Annotated in this window: 18 protein-coding genes and 1 pseudogene; 11 read left to right on the top strand and 8 right to left on the bottom strand. The window is 65.1% G+C overall.

The window, feature by feature from the left end; translation table 11 throughout:
• Positions 1–198: 198 nt before the first annotated feature.
• A complete protein-coding gene (locus AC5Y4D_RS14825; RefSeq protein WP_499941113.1) occupies positions 199–1,932 on the top strand; it encodes an NAD-binding protein in 1,734 nt (577 codons plus the stop codon).
• 1 nt (position 1,933) lies between these two features.
• Here AC5Y4D_RS14825 and AC5Y4D_RS14820 read toward each other — a convergent pair whose 3' ends face one another.
• Positions 1,934–2,812 (bottom strand): LLM class flavin-dependent oxidoreductase, encoded by an 879-nt coding sequence (locus AC5Y4D_RS14820; protein ID WP_499941401.1) that lies wholly within the window; start codon positions 2,810–2,812, stop codon positions 1,934–1,936.
• Between the two features lie 38 nt (positions 2,813–2,850).
• Here AC5Y4D_RS14820 and AC5Y4D_RS14815 point away from each other — a divergent pair, with 38 nt between their 5' ends.
• Positions 2,851–3,264 (top strand): VOC family protein, encoded by a 414-nt coding sequence (locus AC5Y4D_RS14815; RefSeq protein ID WP_499941115.1) that lies wholly within the window; start codon positions 2,851–2,853, stop codon positions 3,262–3,264.
• 54 nt (positions 3,265–3,318) lie between these two features.
• A complete protein-coding gene (locus AC5Y4D_RS14810) occupies positions 3,319–3,705 on the top strand; it encodes a VOC family protein (protein WP_499941116.1) in 387 nt (128 codons plus the stop codon).
• On the opposite strand, the gene AC5Y4D_RS14805 is transcribed toward AC5Y4D_RS14810, so the two are convergent.
• The 4 genes and pseudogenes from AC5Y4D_RS14805 to AC5Y4D_RS14790 all read right to left on the bottom strand — a co-directional run bounded on the left by AC5Y4D_RS14805 (position 3,702) and on the right by AC5Y4D_RS14790 (position 7,520).
• Positions 3,702–4,181: an Rrf2 family transcriptional regulator gene (locus tag AC5Y4D_RS14805; RefSeq protein ID WP_499941117.1), complete on the bottom strand. Its 480-nt coding sequence runs from the start codon at positions 4,179–4,181 to the stop codon at positions 3,702–3,704. The genes AC5Y4D_RS14810 and AC5Y4D_RS14805 overlap by 4 nt on opposite strands.
• 38 nt (positions 4,182–4,219) lie before the next feature.
• Positions 4,220–6,064: an adenylyl-sulfate kinase gene (cysC, locus tag AC5Y4D_RS14800; RefSeq protein ID WP_500037523.1), complete on the bottom strand. Its 1,845-nt coding sequence runs from the start codon at positions 6,062–6,064 to the stop codon at positions 4,220–4,222.
• Positions 6,064–7,043 (bottom strand): annotated as a pseudogene (gene cysD, locus AC5Y4D_RS14795) (sulfate adenylyltransferase subunit CysD). The gene cysC and the pseudogene cysD overlap by 1 nt, the downstream one beginning before the upstream one ends.
• A gap of 129 nt (positions 7,044–7,172) precedes the next feature.
• On the bottom strand, positions 7,173–7,520 hold the full coding sequence (locus AC5Y4D_RS14790; protein ID WP_499946121.1) for a Zn-ribbon domain-containing OB-fold protein: 348 nt from the start codon (positions 7,518–7,520) through the stop codon (positions 7,173–7,175).
• Between the two features lie 71 nt (positions 7,521–7,591).
• Between AC5Y4D_RS14790 and AC5Y4D_RS14785 the strand changes: the two genes are divergently transcribed.
• A complete protein-coding gene (locus AC5Y4D_RS14785; protein WP_500037522.1) occupies positions 7,592–8,782 on the top strand; it encodes a thiolase family protein in 1,191 nt (396 codons plus the stop codon).
• Positions 8,783–9,256: 474 nt separating this feature from the next.
• On the top strand, positions 9,257–9,748 hold the full coding sequence (locus AC5Y4D_RS14780) for a homocitrate synthase (protein WP_500037521.1): 492 nt from the start codon (positions 9,257–9,259) through the stop codon (positions 9,746–9,748).
• A gap of 15 nt (positions 9,749–9,763) precedes the next feature.
• On the opposite strand, the gene AC5Y4D_RS14775 is transcribed toward AC5Y4D_RS14780, so the two are convergent.
• Positions 9,764–11,242: a cytochrome P450 gene (locus tag AC5Y4D_RS14775; protein ID WP_499946124.1), complete on the bottom strand. Its 1,479-nt coding sequence runs from the start codon at positions 11,240–11,242 to the stop codon at positions 9,764–9,766.
• A 117-nt stretch (positions 11,243–11,359) separates the two neighbouring features.
• On the opposite strand from AC5Y4D_RS14775, the gene AC5Y4D_RS14770 reads away from it, so the two are divergent.
• Together AC5Y4D_RS14770 and AC5Y4D_RS14765 are read left to right on the top strand one after the other, a co-directional pair.
• Positions 11,360–12,004 (top strand): TetR/AcrR family transcriptional regulator, encoded by a 645-nt coding sequence (locus tag AC5Y4D_RS14770; protein WP_499946125.1) that lies wholly within the window; start codon positions 11,360–11,362, stop codon positions 12,002–12,004.
• Between the two features lie 26 nt (positions 12,005–12,030).
• Positions 12,031–12,927: an SDR family oxidoreductase gene (locus AC5Y4D_RS14765; protein ID WP_499946126.1), complete on the top strand. Its 897-nt coding sequence runs from the start codon at positions 12,031–12,033 to the stop codon at positions 12,925–12,927.
• Here AC5Y4D_RS14765 and AC5Y4D_RS14760 read toward each other — a convergent pair.
• Complete coding sequence (locus AC5Y4D_RS14760; protein ID WP_500037520.1) at positions 12,924–13,967, bottom strand: DNA polymerase IV; 1,044 nt, start codon at positions 13,965–13,967, stop codon at positions 12,924–12,926. The genes AC5Y4D_RS14765 and AC5Y4D_RS14760 overlap by 4 nt on opposite strands.
• On the bottom strand, positions 13,964–14,578 hold the full coding sequence (locus AC5Y4D_RS14755; RefSeq protein WP_499946128.1) for a TetR/AcrR family transcriptional regulator: 615 nt from the start codon (positions 14,576–14,578) through the stop codon (positions 13,964–13,966). Before AC5Y4D_RS14755 ends, AC5Y4D_RS14760 begins: the two co-directional genes overlap by 4 nt.
• Before the next feature lie 91 nt (positions 14,579–14,669).
• On the opposite strand from AC5Y4D_RS14755, the gene AC5Y4D_RS14750 reads away from it, so the two are divergent.
• The 4 genes from AC5Y4D_RS14750 to nrdE all read left to right on the top strand — a co-directional run bounded on the left by AC5Y4D_RS14750 (position 14,670) and on the right by nrdE (position 18,617).
• Positions 14,670–15,227 carry an NAD(P)H-dependent oxidoreductase gene (locus AC5Y4D_RS14750; RefSeq protein ID WP_500037519.1) on the top strand — a complete coding sequence of 186 codons (558 nt, stop codon included), beginning with the start codon at positions 14,670–14,672 and terminating at the stop codon, positions 15,225–15,227.
• A gap of 513 nt (positions 15,228–15,740) precedes the next feature.
• The gene (gene nrdH / locus AC5Y4D_RS14745; protein WP_499946130.1) at positions 15,741–15,980 is read left to right on the top strand and encodes a glutaredoxin-like protein NrdH; all 240 of its coding nucleotides are present in this window, start codon (positions 15,741–15,743) and stop codon (positions 15,978–15,980) included.
• Between the two features lie 40 nt (positions 15,981–16,020).
• Positions 16,021–16,482 carry a class Ib ribonucleoside-diphosphate reductase assembly flavoprotein NrdI gene (gene nrdI / locus AC5Y4D_RS14740; RefSeq protein WP_499946131.1) on the top strand — a complete coding sequence of 154 codons (462 nt, stop codon included), beginning with the start codon at positions 16,021–16,023 and terminating at the stop codon, positions 16,480–16,482.
• Entirely contained in the window at positions 16,452–18,617 is a 2,166-nt protein-coding gene (nrdE, locus tag AC5Y4D_RS14735; RefSeq protein WP_500037518.1) for a class 1b ribonucleoside-diphosphate reductase subunit alpha, read from the top strand. Before nrdI ends, nrdE begins: the two co-directional genes overlap by 31 nt.
• Positions 18,618–18,627 lie beyond the last annotated feature (10 nt).

The raw sequence follows: 18,627 nt of genomic DNA, 5'->3' as shown, positions 1-18,627 counted from the left end.
AATCCCTTTACTCGACTCCGGTTGCGGCACATCGAGATTGGTCACCCGTCGGATGACGATCCGGTTGCCGGTCTTCCGGGGCAGGCACAACGGTCATATCATCTCGCCCAGAAGCACGTTCGGACGGCTCAGACCGGCACGGTGGCCGGTTGTCACGTTCAGCCGGCGAACGCTCCAGTTACCAGAGGGTGGGTGTCGATGCCGGACGACTTGCGGACTGGCCGGGACACGGCGCGACACATCATCGTCAGCGGTGACAATGCACTGGCCCTGACCATCATCGAAGAGCTCAACAAAGTCGGTGCGAACGTCGTCATGCTCGACGATCACGACTTGGGCAGCACCATGCTCGACGACGCCGAAGCCATCGTCTGCGCCGGCAGCGACGACGCACACAACCTCGAAATCGCTTTGCTGGCAAGGACGATCAACCCTGGCGTGCGGGTCGTGGCGCGACTTGCCAACGACGTGCTCCGCGAAGCGGTGGCGGCCGACAACGGACCGGGCGCCATTCTGGACGTCGCCGATCTCGCAGCGCCCTCGGTAGTCGAAGCCTGTCTGGGGCACACCGCGCATGCCTTCGAGGCGGCCGGCATGGAGTTCGTCGTCTCGGCGGCTGAGGCCCCACGCGACGCGACCCTGCGGGAGATCTACGGCGACCTGGCACCGGTGGCGGTGATCCACGGCAAGGCGTCACCCGACCCGGGCGAGGTGGTGGCATGCCCGGGACGGGATCAAGCCGTGCACGCCGGCGACTGTACGGCGATGATCGGCAGCGCCGACGAGCTGGCCGCCCGCGGCATCACGGTCCCGTATCCCCCGCCCCGGCGGACCCGACGGTCGCGATGGCGTCAGGTCGCCGATACCGCACGTGCCCTGCGCAACGACGTGAACCCGATGTTCTACCGCTCGCTATGGGCGTTAGTGGTGCTGTTGGTCGGATCGACGGTCCTGCTGCGCTACACCTACCGGCTTCCACCCGGAATGACGTGGGTCGACGCGCTGTACTTCAGCACCGAGACCGTCGCGACCGTGGGCTACGGTGATTTCAGCTTCATCAACCAACCCACCTGGCTGCGGCTGTTCAGCATCTTGCTGATGTTCGCCGGCGTGATCACCACCGCGGTGCTGGTCGCGTTCCTCGCCGAGCTGATGATCACCCGCCGCCTGCTCAGTTCGGCCGGCCCGCGCAAGGTCCGGTACCTGAGCAACCACGTCATCGTCGTCGGGCTCGGCTCGTTCGGCATCCGGGTGGCCAGCGACCTCACCACCGCCGGATACGACGTGGCGGTCATCGAACGCGACGAGAACAACCGCTTCCTGTCGACCGCGGCCGAACTCGACGTGCCGGTGATCTTCGGAGACGCCACCCTGCGCCAGACCTTGGAGTCCGCCAACATCGAGCAGGCCCGTGCGGTGGCGGTGCTGACGAAGGACGACATGGTCAACATCGAGATCGGTATCGTCTTGCGCGAGATGCTCAGCGTCCGTTCCGAATCGGGAGTCGAACGACCACATGTCCCGCTGGTGCTGCGGGTCTACGACCGCTCGCTGGGGTCTGCGGTGGCGCAGCGATTCGGCTTCGAAACCGTACGCTCGACCGTCGATCTGGCCGCGCCGTGGTTCATCGGCGCCGCCATGGGTTTGCATGTGCTCGGGACATTCTCGGTCGGGCAGCGTTCGTTCATGGTCGGCGGGATGCACGTGTCGGCGGGCAGCGAACTCGACGGCGTCCCGATGCACGAACTGTCCACCCAGACCCGCGTCATCGCGATCACCGAGCCCGACGGCCAGGTGAAACTGCATCCGCGCCGCGACGCCCGGTTGCAGGGCGGGGACACCGTCTATCTCGTCGGGCCGTACCGGGAGCTGCTGACGGCGCTACGGAAAGGGCAGGCCATGGAGTCCGACATGCTGTCGGAGGCGGGATAGTTCAGAAGGCCGCTGCGACGTCGGCCGCCCGTCGCAGTTGCTCGATGTTCGAGCTGGTGGGGATCAGATGCACCTCGTCGGTGCCGATGTCCGCGAACCTGCGTAGTACCGCGACCAGCTCGTCTTCAGTGCCGGCCCAGCCGGTCGTCGGCGCCATGGCGTCGACGAACTCCGCAGGTATCCAGTTCATGTAACGGCGCAAATGACGATGCACCTGCGCGCGGGCCTCCTCCGGGTCGCCGAAGGCGAACCAGAACGAGGTCGCCAGATGCGGTTTGGGTTTACCGGCCTCGGCCCAGGCGTCGCGGGCCACGTCGAAAAGCTCGTCCTGTCTGGCGACGTCGAGGTCCAGGGTGGTCCCGGCGAGCCCGTCGGCCCAGGTTGCGGCGCTGCGGACGGTCTTGGGTCCGATGGTGCCGACCATCAGGCGCGGACCGCCCTGCTGCACCGGCAACGGCCCCACCGGGCGCACCGAGTCGGTGGTCTTCTCACCAGCCCACACGCGCTTCATGACCGCCACCCTCTCGGCCATCCCCCGCATGGTCTGCGTCTTGACGTCGGCGCCGACGGCGTTGTAGTCCTCGTGGCGTCCGCCCACCCCGATGCCTACCGTCAAGCGACCGCCGCTGAGCACGTCACCGGTCGCCAGCGCTTTGGCCAACATCACCGGGTCGTGCAGCTGCGGCACGATCACCGTCGTCACCAGCCGCACCCGCTCGGTCCAGGCCGACACCGCGCCGAGCAGGGTCAGGCTGTCGGGGTTGTCGAAGGCGATCCGCTCGCCCCAGCACAACGAGGAGAACGGGCCCTCGTCGATGCTTGTTGCCCAATCTTTGAGCACGGTCGCATCGAGGTCGGGCTCCATCACCGGCATGGTCATACCTACTTGCACACGACGATTCTGGCAGCATGGGGCGGATGGCCTTAAGCAGCACGTCGATTGCGCATGTCCGGCTGACCGTCACCGACATCGAGCGGTCCCGGCAGTTCTACGAGAGCGTGTTCGGCTGGCCGGTACTCATCGAAATACCGGAGAACGCCGACGAAGCCACCCGCGCGCGACTCGGCTTCCTGTTCGGTGGCGTCATCTACGACCTGGGCGGCGGGTTGCTGGGGTTGCGACCGGTGGGCACCGATGAGTTCCACGAAGATCGCACCGGTCTGGATCACATCGCGTTCCGGTTGGGCAGCAAAGACGAATTGGATTCTGCGGCAGCGCATCTGGACGAGCTGGGGATCGCACACGAGCCGATCAAGGACATCGGTCCGTCCTACATCCTGGAGTTCCGGGACCCGGACAACATTGCGCTGGAGCTGACCGCGCCGAAGTAGGGTGGGGTCAGGGCATGCTGGCGTACAGCGGTGCCCGCTCGCGCGGGAGGAAAGATGCCAATCAGTTTCAACCACACCATCGTCGCGGCCCGGGACAAGCGCAAGTCCGCCGAGTTCCTGACCGAGTTGTTCGACCTGCCCAGCCCGACGCCGTACGGTCCGTTCCTGGTCGTCACGCTCGAACACGGCGCCTCCCTGGACTACGCCGATGTTGCCGACAGCGACGAGATCCGGCCGCAGCATTATGCGTTCCTGGTCTCCGAAGAGGAATTCGACACGATCTACGGCAAGATCACCTCGCGCGGGCTCCCGCACTGGGCCGATCCTGGCGCAGGTCGGCCCGGTCAGATCAACACCCGCGACGGCGGTCGCGGAGTCTATTTCAAGGACCCGGACGGGCACGCGCTGGAGATCCTCACCCGGCCCTACGGCTCCGGCTAGTCCCGCGTCGCACCGTGCCGGTGGCTCTCCTGGTCCCGGTAATCGTCGGCCATCTTTGCCACATGATCGGGCAGGGTTGCCGTGGCGACGTCGGCGATCGTCGTCTCTTCGAGCACCGAGCGCATGCTGGCGCGCAGCGCCCGCCACACGTCGGTCAGCGCGACCGTCGGCCCGGAGTAGGGCAGGTCACCGAGCCCGATGTCGCGGACGCTGGCCAGCGGGCCGTCGATGCAGCGCAAGACGTCGGCGATGCTGATCTCGGTGCCGGGTCGGGCCAACTCGTAGCCGCCGTCGCGACCCCGTTGGCTTCGGACCAGACGATCGGTGCGCAGGTTGGTCAGGATGTCGACCAGGAACTGCGACGGGATGCCTTGGGCCTGGGCCAGATCTTCGGTCTTGACCAGGGTGCCGACCGGGACCGTGGCGAGCTGCACCATCGCCCGCACGGCGTACTCCGCTTTGGCCGACATCCGCATGGTTTACCGATTGTGCCACTCGCCGTGTCCCGGGGTGACTAGGCGCCCAACTCGAGCATGTCGATCACGCTCTGCGCCTGTTCCTCGATGCTGCGATCGGCGCTCAGCCGCAGATCGGGGTTCTTCGGCCGTTGATACGGACTGTCGATGCCGGTGAAATGGGTGATCTCGCCGGCGCGGGCCTTCTTGTACAACCCCTTGGGGTCACGTCGCTCACACTCCTGCAGGGGGGTGTCGCAGAACACCTCGAAGAACTGAAATCCCGCGTCGGCGTGGACCTTCCGTGCCATCTCACGGTGTTCGGCCAGCGGGCTGATGGCCGGCACCAGCACGATCTGGCCGGAGTCGGCCAGCAGCGTGGCCACGTGCGCCAGCCGACGCAGGTTCTCCGCTCGATCGAACATGGAGAAACCGAGATCCGCGTTCAGGCCGTGGCGCAGGTTGTCACCGTCGAGAACGTATGCGGGAACGCCTTTTTCGAGTAGCTTCTGCTCGACCAGCATCGCCACCGACGACTTACCGGCTCCTGAGAGTCCGGTGAGCCACACCGTCCGGCCCTGGATCGCCCGATCCGCGGCGGTGACCAGTGACTTGTGCCGCACCGTGTTCGGGCTGGCCTGCTGCGCCGCGACGTCACGCAGCACCATGCCGGCAGCGACCGTCCCGTTGGTGTCGGGATCGATCAGGATGAACGAGCCGGTGCTGGCGTTGCGCGAGTATTCGTCCAGCAGCAGCGGCACCTGGGTACGCACCGTGATACGGCCAAGTTCGTTGAGCTTCAACGCTGTTGCCGTCTTGTCGCGGTGCAAGGTGTTGACGTCGAGCCGATAGTCCAGCGCGGTCACGCGGGCGCGGGTGGTGCGGGTGGTGTGCTTGATGACGTAGTCGCGGCCCGGTTCGAGCGCCGACGTGTCCGCCATCCAGCACACGGTGGCGTCGAACTGTTGGGCGACCCTGGGCTGGTTGTTGGTGCGGGCGATCATGTCCCCGCGGGAGATGTCGATGTCGTCGGCCAGGCTCACCGACACCGCCATCGGCGGAAAGGCTTCTGCGACAGGCCCGTTGGGGCCGTCGATGGCGGTGATCCGGGTGGTCTTGCCGATCGGCAGGACGATGACCTCGTCGCCGGGACGCATCACCCCGCTGGCCACGGTGCCCGCGTAACTGCGGTGGTCCTGGTGCTCGTGGGTGTGCGGGCGGATGACGTACTGGACCGGGAAGCGAACGTCGACCAGGTTGCGGTCGCCGGCGATGAACACCTCTTCCAGGTGCGAGAGCAGCGCCGGCCCCTCATACCACGGTGTCTTGTCCGACTTCGTCACCACATTGTCGCCGTGCAAGGCCGACATCGGGATGGTCGCGACATCCTGCACGTCCAGGCGTGCGGCGAAGGCGTGGAACTCGTCGCGAATTGCCTCGAATTTTTCCTGGTCCCAGTCGATCAGGTCCATTTTGTTGACCGCGAGCACGATGTGCTGGATGCCCAGCAGCGACGCCAGGAAGGCGTGGCGCCGGGACTGTTCCAGCAGACCGTGGCGCGCGTCGACCAGCACGATCACCAGCTGAGCGGTGGACGCCCCGGTCACCATGTTGCGGGTGTACTGAATGTGGCCCGGCGTGTCGGCGATGATGAATTTCCGCTTGGGAGTGGCGAAATAGCGGTAGGCCACATCGATGGTGATGCCCTGCTCGCGCTCGGCCCGCAGGCCGTCGGTGACCAGCGCCAGGTCGGTGTAGTCGTGGCCGCGGTCCTTCGAGGTCTGCTCGACGGCGGCCCACTGGTCCTCCATGACTGCCTTGGAGTCATACAGCAGACGCCCGATCAGGGTGGACTTGCCGTCGTCGACGGATCCGGCGGTCGCGAGCCGTAGGAGGGTGGTCATCAGAAGTACCCCTGCCGTTTCCGGTCTTCCATTCCGGCTTCGGAGATGCGGTCGTCGGCGCGGGTTGCGCCCCGCTCGGTGAGTCGGGAGACCGCGGTCTCGGCGATGACTTCCGAGACCGTGCGGGCCTCGGAGAGCACGCAGCCGGTGCAGGTGACGTCGCCGACGGTGCGAAACCGCACCCATGCCTCGAACACTCGCTCGTCGGCTCGCGGCTGCAGGTGCCGGTGCACCGCCAGCAGCATGCCGTCGCGCTCAAACACCTTGCGGCGGTGCGCAAAATAGATCGACGGCAGCTTGACCCGCTCGGCGCCGATGTAGGACCAGATGTCGAACTCGGTCCAGTTGGACAGCGGGAACACCCGGATGTGCTCGCCCTTGTGATGCCGTCCGTTGTAGAGGTTCCACAGTTCGGGCCGCTGATCCTTGGGGTCCCACTGGCCGAACTCGTCGCGGAAGCTGAACACCCGCTCCTTGGCGCGTGCCTTCTCCTCGTCGCGGCGGGCGCCCCCGAACGCGGCGTCGAACTTGTTCTCGCCGATGGCCCGCAGCAGCGTCACGGTCTGCAGCGGATTGCGCGACGGGATGGTCTCAACGACGCGCCCGGCGTCGATGTCCTCCTGCACCGAGGCCACCACCAGGCGCACCCCGGACTCCTGCACCAACTCGTCGCGGGTGGTGAGGACCTCGTCGAAGTTGTGACCGGTGTCGACGTGCATCACCGGGAACGGCAACCGCCCGGGACGAAACGCCTTGAGCGCCAAGTGCAGCATCACGATCGAGTCCTTGCCACCGGAGAACAGCAGCACCGGCCGCTCGAACTCGGCGGCCACCTCGCGAATGATGTGGATCGCCTCGGCCTCCAGCGAGCGCAGATGGCTCAGCTCGTACTGGCCGGCAGCAGGACCGGCAGACAGGTCAGTCGTCATCGGCTTTCATTTCTGGCAAAGTTGGTTGGATTGACCATATTTATGGTCATTACATAGAACCAGGCTCGGCCGGTGGGTGTCAATGGCGCGTTTCTGGCGCGTTTCTTGGGGCGAGCAGACGCAAAAGCCCCCCGTTTCGGGACGAAACGGGGGCTTTTGCGTCTGCTCGCGCCTCGGGCTCAGGCGGGCGCGAACAGCGGTGCTCCGCTGGAACCCTTCTCCGGCCGAAGCTGGACGGGCATTCCGCAGGTCACCGAATCCGGCTCGCAGTCAACGATATTGGCTGCGACACGCAGTCCGCTCTGTTCGCTGAGTTCGACCAGCGCGATGACGTACGGCGTGGGGATCTCCGGGTTGTACGGGTGGTGGTTGACCGTGTAGGTGAACACCGTCCCACGTCCCGAGACCGGCTTGGCCGTCAATTCGGCTGCGCAATCGCGGCAGGTACCGGTGGCGGGGTGCACCCACCGCGCGCACGTGTCGCAATGCTCCACGAGCAGTGGGGAGGTGGCCGACTCGGTTGTCACGACCAATACAGTACGCTCTACCGGATCCCTTCTTAGACGTGTGCGGCGCGTAGATGCTACGGACGGTGCAAGTGGAGTTCTTCGAAAAAGATGCGGTCCTGTCCGGCGTCGGCATCTCGCGGATCGGTCGTCGAACCGGCATCCCGGGACGGGATCTCACCATGGAGGCGGTGCGCGCCGCCATCGACGACGCGGGATTGGCGCCGGCCGATGTCGACGGAATCGCCACCTTGGGTGACACCCCGGCGGCGGAGGTCAACGCCGCGCTGCGGATCGATGCGAGTGACTGTGGCAGCGGTTTCGGCACCGGCGGGCTGCTGAGTCCGGTCATGTCGGCGTGCCGGGCGGTCGCCGAACGGCGGGCACGGCATGTGGTGGTCTACCGGACCATCCAGATGCTCGGCGGCACCGTGCTGCCCCAGGACAAGAACGCGCCCGCTCCGCCGCTCGCGCGGATGTTCTCCACCCCCGAGGGTGAAGAGCGTCCCGCGGTCGGCGCGATGGACGACATCAACGATCTGATTGCGGCGCATGCCTATTCGGCTGCGAACTGGTTGGCCCTGCATTGTCGTCGGCATATGGACCTGTACGGGACCACCAAGGAACAACTGGGCTGGATCGCCCTCAATGGCCGGCGCAACGCCGCACTGAATCCCCGCGCGGTCTACCGGGACCCGATGACGATGTCCGATTACCTGGGTGCGCGGTTGGTGTCCACACCGTTCGGATTGCTCGATTGCGATGTGCCCATTGACGGCTCGATTGCAGTGGTGGTTTCGCACGCGGATTACGCCGACGACTGCCCGCACCGTGCCGTGCGGGTCGAGGCGATCGGCGGTTCCAACGGTGCCGGCGGGTGGTTCCACCGCGATGACTATCCGAAGATGGCGATGTCGGACGCCACCGCGCAGATGTGGTCGCGAACGGAGTTGACGCCGAACGACATTCAGGTCGCCGAGTTGTACGACGGGTTCACCTATCTCACGCTCGCCTGGCTGGAGGCCATCGGGATATGCGGTGACGGGGAGGCCGGCCCGTTCGTGGAAGGCGGTGTTCGGATCGCGCGTGACGGGCAGCTGCCGCTGAACACCTACGGCGGGCAGCTGTCGGCCGGCCGCATGCACGGCTATTGGGCGTTGCACGAAGGGTGCCTGCAACTGCGCGGTGACGCCGGCGAGCGCCAGGTTTCGCAACGCCCCGAGGTCGGCGTGGTATCGGTGGGCGGCGGCCCGGTCGCAGGATGCATGTTGCTGACCTGCTGAGGCGCGTCACGGGGGTGGGCAGGGCCACTACCGGTTGCGGGATGCCGGCCATACCGCCAACCGCTCACTGCGGATGTTCTATGCCTACATCCGGAAGCGGGGTGTCACGAAGTGTGCTGCCGCAACCCACGGAGAACAACGCGAATGCGGCAAAGATGATCGCAGCGACGGTTTTGAAAGTCTTGCTCTTCGCTTTCATTCGGACTCGCCTTCCTCGCACCTGAACGCGTTGGGTTGCGAACAGTGCCGTGATGTTATCGCCGCGATTGAACGGGGCGAGCCGTTTCGCGATATTGCACAGGAAATGCACTTGCGCCTGACCACAGCTGCGGTCTAACGTCTCCGATCGTGCGTCTTCTCGATCGTGCCGTAGTAGCCAGCACCCGCAGCGGGGTCTGATCCAGACCGACCCCCCGCTGTGGGTCGGAAGCTATTACCGTCGGTCGCTCCTTCGAGCCAGAGAAGACCGGCACCATGATCCTTTCCCCGCACGACCTCGACTGCACCGCCGACGTCTGGTTCGGACGCCAGTTCGGTGTCGACCTGCCGCAGGGCCTGCGCGCCCCTGCCGCCGCGATGACCTGGGAAGGGTTCGTCGCGACGTACGGCCGAGCCAACGGGCCGCTGCGGCTGGGTCGTTGGGCATGTACCGACCCCCAGCGGCCAGCCACCCGGCTGGGTCCACAGGCCCGGAATTTCCGTGCGGTGCTCGCCTTCGGCGATCGCATCGGCGCGTTGACCGCATCGGCCAGCGGGCCCATCGCGGCGCTCACCGCGATGCTGCACGAGCGCGGAATCTTGTTGGAAATTCAGAAGTTTCACCAGATGCATGCGGCCGGTCGCACCATGACGTTCGTCCGCGGCACCGACGGCGTCGGCGCCGAGTGGGCCATGGGCTGGGCGGATGATCCGACACAGTCGGCGCTACGGGCGGTGATCGCCTGCGCCAACCGGTTGCTGGCCTGACGGTGTCAGGCGGACTTACAGCGGACGCAACACGATGTGCATGCCGTCCATCGGGACGGGCATGCCGCCGTAGTCCCAGCGCGGCTGGTAACCCGGGTACGGGAGTTCCAGGCGGTAGCGTCGCAACAGCCGGTGCAGGATCGTCTTGACCTCGAGCTGGCCGAACACCATCCCGATGCATTTGTGCGCGCCGCCGCCGAACGGGGTGAACGCATACCGGTGCCGCTTGTGCTCGTTGCGGGGCTCGGTGAAACGCTCCGGGTCGAACTTCATCGGGTCCGTCCAGAATTCGGGCAACCGGTGATTCATCCCCGGGAACGCCGTGACGTTGGTGCCCTTGGGCAGATAGTGACCCACCAGCTCGGTGTCGCGGACCGTGCGGCGCATCGCCCACTGCACCGGCGTCACCAACCGGATCGATTCGTTGAGCACGAGGTCCAACGACTCCAGCTTCTCCAACGATTCGATGTCCAACGGCCCGTCGCCGAGTCGGTCGGATTCGTCGCGGCAACGCTGCTGCCATTCGGGATTGGCGGCCAGGTAGTAGATCATCGTGGTGGCCGTGGACGTCGACGTGTCGTGGGCGGCCATCATCAAAAAGATCATGTGGTTGACGACGTCCTCGTCGGAGAACTTGTTGCCGTCCTCGTCCTCGGTCTGACAGAGCACGGTCAGCAGGTCGTTGCCATCTTTGCCGCGGCGCTCCTTGACCCGCTCCTCGAAATAGTTCTCCAGCAACTCGCGGGCTTTGAGCCCCCGCCACCACGTGAACGGCGGTACCCCGGCCCGGATGACGGCGTTGCCGGCGCGGGTCGTCGTGGTGAACGCCTTGTTCACCTTGGTGACCAGCTCGCGGTCGCTACCCGGCTCGTGACCCATGAAGACCATGGATGCGATATCCAGGGTCAGTTCCTTCATCGCCGGATAGAGCAGGAACCGGGGGTCGTTGGTCACCCAGTCGTTGCTGACGACCTTCGACACCACCTGGTCGATATGTTCGACGTAGCCGACCAGCCGGGACCGGATGAATGCCTCCTGCATGATCCGCCGGTGGAACATGTGCTCTTCGAAGTCGAGCAACATCAGTCCGCGGCGGAAGAACGGGCCGATCACCGGCGTCCAGCCCTGCTGCGAATAGTCCTTGTTGCGGTTGGAGTAGATGGTCTGCGCGGCATCTGGACCCAGCGCCACGACGAACGGCATCACCGGCGAGTCCGCGAAGACCACCGGCCCCTTGTTCTCGTAGAGGAACATCAGGTAGTCCGGGCCACCGCGGAGCATTTCGATCATGTGCCCCAGGATCGGCAGCCCGCGGTCGCCGACTACCGGCTTGAGGCCACTGTCCGGCGGGGGATCGGCGAGCCGCGTCTCGGGGAATTGGACGTCTCGCAGCTTGCGCTCGACCAGGGCCATACCCGGGAAATTGTTGAACGACGGGGTCAACCGCCGCTGCGCCTGATCGAGCAGATAAGCGGGGGTGCTGATTGTCGTCATTGACACGCTCCTTCGCGGCTGTGGCGGCCGTCACTACCGTCCATCCTCGGGATGAAGTTGACGGCTGTCAAGTTTTGTTGCGGACGGCATGGTGCAATGGTCAGGTGGTGATCGGGAGTGAATAGCAACGCAGCGAGTCGGGATGACGGCGCCCCACTGCGGCGACGCGGTGACAAGCACCGCGTGGCGATCATGCAGGCGGTCCGTGAGCTGCTGCAAGAGCGGCCGTTCGCTGAGTTGTCGGTCAGCACCATCAGCCTGCGCGCGGGTGTGGCCCGCTCCGGCTTCTACTTCTACTTCGACTCGAAGTATTCGGTGCTCGCGCAGATCCTGGCCGAGGCCGCCGAAGAACTCGAGGAACTCACCCAGTATTTCGCGCCCCGCCAGCCCGGTGAGTCGCCGGAACAATTCGCCAAGCGAATGGTCGGCAGCGCAGCGGTGGTCTACGCGAACAACGATCCGGTGATGACCGCGTGCAACGCGGCCCGTCAAACCGACGTCGAGATCCGCGAAATTCTGGACAAGCAGTTCGAAACGCTGTTGGGCCAGATCGTGAACATCGTCGATGCCGAGGTCAAAGCCGGGACAGCGCAACCGATCAGCGACGACCTGCCGATCTTGATTCGTACCCTGGCGGGGACCACCGCGTTGATGCTCACCGGGGACCCGATACTCGTCGGCCGGGACGACGATGTGGAACGTCGGGTGCGGGTGCTGGAACAGCTGTGGCTGAACGCGCTGTGGGGCGGTCCCAGTCGGTAGGGTTCCCGCGCCGTATCGTCTCGACCATGGCGCAGCAGAATTCAGCAGCAAAGCGGTATTTCGCCGGGAAGCGGTGCTTCGTGACGGGTGCGGCCAGCGGTATCGGCCGTGCCACGGCGTTGCGACTGGCCGCGCAGGGGGCTGAGCTGTATCTGACCGACCGCGACGCGGACGGCCTGACTCAGACGGTGGCCGACGCTCGGGCGCTGGGCGCGGAGGTGCCCGCCTATCGCGTCCTGGACATCTCCGACTACGAGCAGGTGTCGGCGTTCTCCGTCGACATCCATACCACGCACGGCAGCATGGACGTGGTGCTCAACATCGCCGGCGTCTCGGCGTGGGGCACCGTCGACCGGTTGTCGCACCAACAATGGAACAAGATGGTCGCGATCAACCTGATGGGTCCCATCCACGTGATCGAGTCGTTCGTCCCGCAAATGGTCGCGGCCGGCCGGGGCGGACATGTGGTCAACGTGTCCTCGGCGGCGGGACTGGTCGCGCTGCCGTGGCATGCCGCTTACAGCGCAAGCAAATTCGGCTTGCGCGGACTATCCGAAGTGCTGCGCTTCGACCTGGCCCGCCACCGCATCGGGGTGTCGGTCGTGGTGCCGGGTGCGGTGAAGACGCCGCTGGTCAACACCGTCGAAATCGCCGGGGTGGACCGCGAGGACCCGCAGGTCGCCCGCTGGGTCGACCGATTCAGCGGCCATGCCGTCTCACCGGAACGGGCAGCCGAGAAAATCCTGGCCGGGGTCGCCAAGAACCGGTATCTCATCTACACCTCGCCGGACATCCGGGCGCTGTATGCGTTCAAACGGCTGGCGTGGTGGCCTTACAGCGTGGCGATGCGCCAGGTCAATTCGATCTTCACGCGGGCGCTGCGGCCTGGTCCGCCGACCCGCGGGCTCGAATCGGGCGCCTAGTGCGGCATCTGGAGTTCTAGGCGCACCCCGAGCAGCCGGACGGGGCGATCCAGTTCGAACAGATCCAGGACGCGCAGGGCGGCGGTGACGATGACGTCGGCATCGGTGGTCGGTGCGTCGAGTTTGCGGATCTTGGTGCGGGTGTAGAACGTCGCGGTGCGCACCGTGACCGCGACGCGTGTGACGACGCGGCCCTCGTTCACCACATCTGTCAGGGTCTGGCGCGCCAAATCGGCTATCGCCGAATCCATTTCAGCCCGCTCGGTCAGGTCGCGCGGAAACGTGATCACGTGGCTGCGTGAGCGCGGCACCCACGGTTCGGCGCTGACGCCGGTGTCCCCACCGCCCTTGGCCAGTAGCAGCAGCCACAGGCCGGTGCGCGGCCCGAACGTCGACGTCAGCAGCTCGCCATCGGCATGAGCGAGTTGTCGGACCGTCGAGATACCCAGAGCGGCAAGCTTTTTCGTGGTCTTGGGCCCCACGCCCCAGAGTGCGTCGACCGGGCGCTCGGCCATCACCGTCATCCAGTTGGCGTCGGTGAGCGCAAAGATGCCAGCCGGTTTCGCATACCCGGTCGCGATCTTGGCGCGCTGTTTGTTGTCGCTGATGCCGACCGAGCAGGACAGGCCGGTTTCCGACGACACCACGGTGCGGATCTGCTCGGCGACGGTTGCCGGGTCGCCGGCGACTCCGACGTACGCCTCGTCCCAGCCCCACACTTCGACGGGATGCCCGAGGTCGCGCAGCAATCCCATCACCTGCTCGGAGGCGGCGTCGTAGGCGGCGGAATCCGAGGGGAGGAACGTCGCGTCCGGGCAACGGCGGGCGGCGGCTCGCAGCGGCATGCCGGCGTGCACCCCGTATTCGCGGGCCTCATAGGAGGCGCAGGTGACGACCTTGCGCGGTTCGGCCGGGTCGCCGTTGCCGCCGACGATCACGGGCAGCCCGACCAACTCAGGGTGACGACGCAATTCCACCGAGGCCAGGAACTGGTCGAGGTCTACATGCAGGACCCAGCGGTGGCTTCCGGGGGTGGTCACCGCCCGCACAGCTTGCCGGCCAGGCTCGCCCAGGCGTCGCCCAACGTCTGTTGGGTGTGGCCGCCGTCGGTGAGTTGGTGTTCGACGTAGTCGACGTCGAGCAGGGCCAGCAGCGCGTCGGTCTGCGCGTCGAGGTCGCCGGTGCTGTGGGCCGCCTGCAGCAGGACCTGGACATGGCGGCGTTGCACGGCAGCCGCGCCGATGCGGCGGGTATGCGGGTCGCGGTTGGCGGCCGACAGCAACTCGTGGTGGGTGTGCACGAAGCAAATCCGCTCCCGGCCGAACGCGATGAGCCGATCCAATGGCGGCGCGTCCGGTCCCAGCGGTGGCGGACCGAACAGGAATGCCTGCTGGCTGGCCTTTTCGTCCTCGTCGAGCAGTTCCATCATCAGCCCGGCACGGCTGCCGAAACGGCGGAACACCGTGCCCTTACCCACGCCCGCGGCAGCCGCGACGTCGTCCATGGTGACCGCGTCGGCACCGCGTTCCCGCACGAGCTTGCGGGCCGCCGCCAGCAGTAGTGCGCGATTGCGTGCGGCGTCGCTGCGCACTTGTTGCGGCTGTTGCAGGGTGGGTACCGGTAGCCCTCTGGACACCTCGATACCGGTCACCTCTGCACTGTATCGCGGCCGGCCGGAATAAATCGGACTACAGTCCGGTTTTGTCGTGCGAGGATGTAACCGACCAGAAGGGGACGTAGTGATGACCGATATCAAGATCGTGGCATTGGTGGGCAGCTTGCGCGCCGAATCGATCAACCGCCAGATCGCTGCGCTCGCCACAGAGCTGGCCCCCGACGGCGTGACTGTCACGGTGTTCGAGGGATTGGCGGATCTGCCGTTCTACAACGAGGACTTCGACCCCGCGGTCGGTGCGAAGAATGACGAGCACCCGGCGGTCGCCGCGCTGCGGGCCGCCGCGAGTGACGCGGACGCCGCTCTGGTGGTCACCCCGGAATACAACGGCACCATGCCCGCGGTGCTCAAGAACGCCATCGACTGGTTGTCGCGCCCGTTCGGCAACGGCGCGCTGAAGGGCAAGCCGCTGGCGGTCATCGGCGGGTCGCTGGGGCAATACGGCGGGGTCTGGGCCCACGACGACACCCGCAAGTCGTTCGGGATCGCCGGGGCGCGCGTTGTCGAGGCCATCAAGCTGTCGGTGCCGTTCAAGTCGTTGGGCGGCAACCCCCCGGCCCAGAATGCGGAGTTGTCGGCCAGCGTCGCGGACGTGGTCGGCAAGCTCGCCACCGAGGTCGGCTGAGCCGTCGATTCGCCGAGGGCGTCAGCCGATCGCCTGCTGTGCGTCAAAAGCTCTAGTCAAAGCCGTCGACACGGGTGTCGGCGGCTTTGCTGGTGGCTGGGCGTAGGGCTTGGCGAATCCGGGGTTGTCGGTGGTCGCTGATATACCGGGTCCCATGCGAAGCCGCTGTACACCCCTGGGTCGGAATGTGATCTGCGACACGCCGACGACACGCCCGGCTCAGGCTTACGACCTGGGAATTTCAAGAATGTTGTTTCGAACATCTTGTACCTCATTGTGTTATCACCCCCTAGGTGTAGTGTTCCGAGGACCGGCAGATCCCAGGTTCACCGGGTCCCCACAGGTCAGCGAGGGCACGATGAGCTTCCCGGAATCGGCGTCGAAGGGTCAGGCGACCCGGAGTCCGCAGCACGGGAATCTGGGAGCCTGCCGGAGCGCTGAAAGTAGTGCAGAAGTACCACCAGAGTCGTTGCCAATCCCGTCGAACTTCCCCCGCAAAGGAGCGGTACGCCCATGAGCATCACCGTTTACAGCAAGCCGGCTTGCGTGCAGTGCGTCGCCACCTACAAGGCGCTGGACAAGCAGGGCGTCGCCTACCAGAAGGTGGACATCACCCTGGACACCGAGGCGCGCGACTACGTGATGGCGCTCGGTTATCTGCAGGCGCCCGTCGTGGTGACCGAGCACGACCACTGGTCCGGTTTCCGGCCCGACCGCATCAAGGCACTCGCCGACTCGGCGTTGAGCGCCTAGAGCGGGCAGACGAACAAGTAAGGAAGGGTTGCGGTGCGTGATGGACATCTCGGACATCCCCGGGCGCAACCTGGTGTACTTCTCGTCCGTGTCGGAGAACACCCACCGCTTCGTGCAGAAGCTGGGTGTTCCCGCCACGCGGATACCCCTGCATGGCCGCATTGAGGTCGACGAGCCGTATGTGCTGGTGCTGCCGACCTACGGCGGCGGGCGGGCCACCCCAGATATCAACGACGGCGGCTACGTTCCCAAGCAGGTCATCGCGTTCTTGAACAACGAGCACAACCGCTCGCTGATCCGCGGAGTCATCGCCGCGGGCAACAACAACTTCGGTGCCGAATTCGCCTACGCGGGCAACGTGGTGTCCCGCAAGTGCGGTGTTCCGTACCTGTACCGCTTCGAACTCATGGGCACCCAGGACGACGTCGACGCCGTCCGTGCGGGCCTGGCTCAATTCTGGAAGGAACAGACGTGCCACCAACCGTCACTGCAGAGCCTGTAACCACCGGCACGCACGCGTTGCAGAACGAAACGGATTATCACGCGCTCAACGCGATGCTGAATCTGTACGACGCCGACGGCAAGATTCAGTTCGACAAGGACGTGCTGGCCGCCCGCCAGTATTTCCTGGAGCACGTCAACCAGAACACGGTGTTCTTCCACAATCAGGACGAGAAGCTCGACTATCTGATCCGCGAAAACTATTACGAGCGTGAGGTTCTCGACCAGTACTCGCGCAACTTCGTCAAGACGTTGCTGGACCGCGCGTACGCCAAGAAGTTCCGCTTTCCGACGTTCCTGGGCGCATTCAAGTACTACACGTCCTACACACTGAAGACCTTCGACGGAAAGCGCTATTTGGAGCGCTTCGAGGACCGCGTCGTCATGGTCTCGCTCACCCTTGCGGCCGGTGACACTGCCCTGGCCGAGAAGCTGGTGGACGAGATCATTGACGGCCGGTTCCAGCCGGCCACCCCGACGTTCCTGAATTCGGGGAAAAAGCAACGGGGAGAGCCGGTTTCGTGCTTCCTGATTCGCGTCGAGGACAACATGGAGTCGATCGGACGCTCGATCAACTCCTCTCTGCAGCTGTCCAAGCGCGGCGGCGGAGTTGCGTTGCTGCTGACCAACATTCGTGAACACGGTGCGCCGATCAAGAACATCGAGAACCAGTCGTCGGGTGTCATCCCGATCATGAAGCTGCTGGAGGACTCGTTCTCCTACGCCAACCAGCTGGGTGCGCGGCAGGGCGCCGGCGCGGTGTACCTCAACGCACACCACCCCGACATCTACCGCTTCCTGGACACCAAGCGGGAGAACGCCGACGAGAAGATCCGGATCAAGACGCTGAGCCTGGGCGTGGTGATCCCTGACATCACCTTCGAGCTGGCCAAAAAGAACGAGGACATGTACCTGTTCTCGCCGTACGACGTCGAGCGCGTCTACGGGATGGCCTTCGCCGACATCTCGGTGACCGAGAAGTACTACGAGATGGTCGACGACGCACGCATCCGCAAGACCAAGATCAAGGCGCGCGAGTTCTTTCAGACGCTGGCCGAGCTGCAGTTCGAGTCCGGTTACCCGTACATCATGTTCGAGGACACGGTGAACCGGGCCAATCCGATTGAAGGCAAGATCACCCACTCGAATTTGTGCTCGGAGATCCTGCAGGTGTCGACGCCGTCGTTGTTCAACGAGGACCTGTCCTACGCCAAAGTGGGCAAAGATATTTCGTGCAACCTCGGGTCGCTGAACATCGCCAAGACGATGGACTCGCCGGACTTCGCGCAGACGATCGAGGTGGCGATCCGGGCACTGACCTCGGTGAGCGATCAGACTCACATCACCTCGGTGCCCTCGATCGAGAAGGGCAACAACGACTCTCACGCGATCGGTTTGGGGCAGATGAACCTGCACGGGTACCTGGCGCGCGAGAGCATCTTCTACGGCTCCGAAGAAGGCATCGACTTCACCAACATCTACTTCTATACGGTCCTCTACCATGCGCTGCGGGCCTCTAACCGCATCGCCATCGAACGTGGCACCCACTTCAAGGGTTTCGAGAAGTCCAAGTACGCCTCGGGGGAGTTCTTCGACAAGTACACCGAACAGGTGTGGGAGCCGCAGACCGAGAAGGTGCGTCAACTCTTCGCCGACGCGGGGATTCGCATCCCGAACCAGGACGACTGGAAGCGGCTCAAGGAGTCGGTGCAGCAGCACGGCATCTACAACCAGAACCTGCAGGCGGTGCCACCGACCGGGTCGATCTCTTACATCAACCACTCGACGTCCTCGATCCACCCGATCGTGTCGAGGGTCGAGATCCGCAAGGAAGGCAAGATCGGCCGGGTCTACTACCCAGCGCCGTACATGACCAACGACAACCTGGAGTACTACCAGGACGCGTACGAGATCGGCTACGAGAAGATCATCGACACCTACGCCGCGGCGACTCAGCATGTGGATCAAGGTCTTTCGCTGACGCTGTTCTTCAAGGACACCGCGACCACCCGCGACGTCAACAAAGCGCAGATCTATGCCTGGCGCAAAGGCATCAAGACGCTGTACTACATCCGGCTTCGGCAGATGGCTTTGCAAGGCACTGAGGTGGAAAATTGCGTCAGCTGCATGCTGTGAGCGCCCGCGC

This window comes from Mycobacterium sp. NGS67 (genome assembly GCF_059812185.1).
The sequence above is the reverse complement of the archived record's forward strand: the minus strand, read 5'-3'. Positions and strand labels throughout refer to the sequence as shown.

What these genes read in the sequence shown, in the direction of transcription:
- AC5Y4D_RS14825 (WP_499941113.1), top strand. Translation starts at nt 199, where the DNA reads ATGCCGGACGACTTGCGGACTGGCCGGGACACGGCGCGACACATCATC.
- AC5Y4D_RS14820 (WP_499941401.1), bottom strand. Translation starts at nt 2,812, where the DNA reads ATGACCATGCCGGTGATGGAGCCCGACCTCGATGCGACCGTGCTCAAA.
- AC5Y4D_RS14815 (WP_499941115.1), top strand. Translation starts at nt 2,851, where the DNA reads ATGGCCTTAAGCAGCACGTCGATTGCGCATGTCCGGCTGACCGTCACC.
- AC5Y4D_RS14810 (WP_499941116.1), top strand. Translation starts at nt 3,319, where the DNA reads ATGCCAATCAGTTTCAACCACACCATCGTCGCGGCCCGGGACAAGCGC.
- AC5Y4D_RS14805 (WP_499941117.1), bottom strand. Translation starts at nt 4,181, where the DNA reads ATGCGGATGTCGGCCAAAGCGGAGTACGCCGTGCGGGCGATGGTGCAG.
- cysC (WP_500037523.1), bottom strand. Translation starts at nt 6,064, where the DNA reads ATGACCACCCTCCTACGGCTCGCGACCGCCGGATCCGTCGACGACGGC.
- AC5Y4D_RS14780 (WP_500037521.1), top strand. Translation starts at nt 9,257, where the DNA reads ATGATCCTTTCCCCGCACGACCTCGACTGCACCGCCGACGTCTGGTTC.
- AC5Y4D_RS14775 (WP_499946124.1), bottom strand. Translation starts at nt 11,242, where the DNA reads ATGACGACAATCAGCACCCCCGCTTATCTGCTCGATCAGGCGCAGCGG.
- AC5Y4D_RS14765 (WP_499946126.1), top strand. Translation starts at nt 12,031, where the DNA reads ATGGCGCAGCAGAATTCAGCAGCAAAGCGGTATTTCGCCGGGAAGCGG.
- AC5Y4D_RS14750 (WP_500037519.1), top strand. Translation starts at nt 14,670, where the DNA reads ATGACCGATATCAAGATCGTGGCATTGGTGGGCAGCTTGCGCGCCGAA.
- nrdH (WP_499946130.1), top strand. Translation starts at nt 15,741, where the DNA reads ATGAGCATCACCGTTTACAGCAAGCCGGCTTGCGTGCAGTGCGTCGCC.
- nrdI (WP_499946131.1), top strand. Translation starts at nt 16,021, where the DNA reads ATGGACATCTCGGACATCCCCGGGCGCAACCTGGTGTACTTCTCGTCC.